The 2,634-nt window shown below is 74.6% G+C and carries 1 protein-coding gene and 2 pseudogenes; all 3 read right to left on the minus strand.

What is annotated here, in order from left to right; genetic code table 11:
* A pseudogene (locus C5F48_RS23000) lies at positions 1–368 on the minus strand (hypothetical protein); the annotation flags it as partial.
* Between the two features lie 9 nt (positions 369–377).
* Entirely contained in the window at positions 378–2,300 is a 1,923-nt protein-coding gene (locus C5F48_RS23005; protein WP_107666027.1) for a preprotein translocase subunit SecA, read from the minus strand.
* Between the two features lies 1 nt (position 2,301).
* Positions 2,302–2,634, minus strand: a pseudogene (locus C5F48_RS25430) (peptidase M50); the annotation flags it as partial.

Genomic DNA, 2,634 nt, shown 5'->3' on the forward strand with positions numbered 1-2,634 from the left:
GCTCGGCGCGGCGGAAATCGGCCTCGGCCATGGGCGGCGTCGGCGCGCAGCGTGGCCACCTCCTCGGCCGAGATGCCGCGCCCCGCCGTCACCGCCTCGGCGCGCGACAGATTGTCGCCGGTGATGTCGCGGGCGATGGTGGCGCGGGCGAGGTCGGCCCGGGCCAGCCGGTCGTCGAGCTGCACCAGAAGGTCGCCGCGCGCCACGCTGTCCGACCGCTTCACCGCGACCGAGGCGACGATGCCGCCGGTCTCGGCCCCGATGTCGGAGCTGCGGTCGGGACGCAGGAGGCAGGTCAGCGGCTCGGGCAGCTCGGCCCGAGCCGGCTGCGCCGCCAGCATCAACAGAAGGGCGAAGGCCTTTTTCATCCGTCTCTCCTACCTGTATCCGACCTGCCGCACCAGATCCTGCTCGCGCAACAGGGTGATCCGCCGCAGCCGCCGCGCCCGCCGGTCGCGCCCGGCCTGCAACTGGCCGAGCGCCCAGGGCCGCAGCCCGGCCAGCGGCAGCCACAGCATCAGGCGGAGCAGCCGCCGGTCCAGCGGCTGCGCCCCCTCCTGCAGGTTGCGGTCCTCAAGCGAGATGGCGCGTTCATAGCTGCCGGGATCGCCCGCCCGCCCTGCCCGGCCGTAGAACTGCCGCTCCAGCCGCGAGGACACCATGGCGGAGGCGATGATGACATGCAGCCCGCCCGCCGCCCGCACCTCCGGGTCGAGCGCGATGTCGGTGCCGCGCCCGGCCAGATGGGTGGCGAGGGTGATGCTGCCCTGCCGCCCGGCCTCGGCGATCAGCGCCGCCTCGTCGGCCTCGCTCATCGCGTCGAGCACGGCGATGGTGCGGCCGCGCGCGGCGAAGACCGCGGCCAGCGCCTCGGTCTCGGTCACGTCGTTCACGCCGATCAGCACGGCGCGCGTCGCGGCCATCGCCTCGGCCCGGTCGGCGACGTGGCGCCATTTTTCAGCGGCGCGCGGGAAGACCCGCGTGCCCTGGTCGATCAGCCGGAGCGGCGCGTGCGGCGCGATGCGGCGCACCGGCAGGCGGTAGATCGACCAGAACTCCGGTCGGCATTCGCGCGCCGTGCCGGTCAGGCCGGAGAGCAGCCGGTACTGCCGGAAGAAGGACTGCTGGGTCACCTGCGCCACGGTGCGGTTCTCGGCCGAGGGCTCGGCCCCCGCCGCCATCTCGACCATCTGCTGCAGGCCGAATTCCCAGCGCCGGTCCGGCATCAGCCGCCCGGTCGACTGGTCGATCATCTCGACCTTGCCCTCGCGCAGCACATAGGCGTCGCCGCGGCGGAACTGCCAGCGCGCCGCCAACGCCTTCTCGGCCAGCGCCACGATCTCGTCGGTGCGCGCCACCGGATGCGGCCAGTGCTCCGCCGCCGCCTCCAGCGCGCGCAGGCCGGCGAGCGTCAGCCGCCAGCTGCCGTTGGCGTCGCGCACCCGGCCCGCGCCCGGCTCCAGCCCGGCGGCGAAGCCGTCGAGCGTGCGGAAGAGCTGCAGATCGTTCTCCGGCACCTCGCCCACAATCTCGGAGAGGATCATCGGCACGGTGGCGTCGTCGATCATCACGCTGTCGGCCTCGTCGCAGATCGCGAAGGCTTGCCCGGTCTGGCGCGGGATCGAGCCTGGCCGGCTCTGCGCCTCGCGCCTGTCGCGCAGGTGGTCGAAGACGAAGCTCTTGTTGGCGCCATAGACGATGTCGGCGTCATAGGCGGCGCGACGCTCGTCATCCTGCAGCTCCTGCAGCAGCACCGAGGAACTGAGCCGCATCCGCGCCGCGATGGGGGCGATCAGCTCGCGGTCGCGGCGGGCGAGGTAATCGTTCACCGTCACCACATGGCAGGAGACCCCGGCCCGCGCCGCCACCAGCGCGGCGAGGCCGGCGGCCAGCGTCTTGCCCTCGCCGGTGCGCAGCTCGACGCAGTCGCCGGACAGGAGCGACAGCGCGCAATCGATCTGGTTGTCTCGCAGCGCGAAGCCCATGGCGCGGCGCACCACCTCCAGCGCCTCGGCGAAGGGCCGGGCGCCGGCGGCGGTCAGGATCTGCTCGGCCCGGGGGCGCGGGCCGGCGAGGCGGGCGTCGAGGGCTGCGTCCTCCAGCGAGGCGAGCTCGGCCAGCAGGGGCGGCAGGGCGGCGCGCAGCGCGGGGGCCGGGGCGGCGGGCGGGCGGACCAGCCGCCAGCCGGCATATTCGGCCCAGAGCAGCGCCAGCTTGCCGATCGGCGGCACCTTGCGCCGCGCCGGGTTGTGCCGCGACCGGGCGAAGGCATGCAGGGGGACGGGGCGCGGGCGCAGCATGTCAGACCCGGGTCACGCGCAGGAACAGCCGTTGCAGGTGGAACAGCGCCTGCGCGAAGAGCGGCGCCGGCGGCAGGTCGATGCGCGCCGCCACCCGCATGCCGAGCTGCGGCGAGAGATCGGCGGTGGGGGTGATCCAGCCGACCAGCACCGGGGCCAGCGCCCGCGTCGGCTCGGCGGGGATGGCGGGCACGGAGCCGCCATTGGGGGCGAGCAGCGCCTGCGGCACCTCGGCGCCGCGGTCGAGCACGCGGAAGCGGGCGAGCGGCTCGGTGACCTCGGTCCCGTCGGGCAGGCGCAGGGCAACGCTGGTCCCGCTGGCCGGCAACAGACC

Source organism: Cereibacter changlensis JA139, from assembly GCF_003034985.1.
Lineage (GTDB): Bacteria > Pseudomonadota > Alphaproteobacteria > Rhodobacterales > Rhodobacteraceae > Cereibacter > Cereibacter changlensis.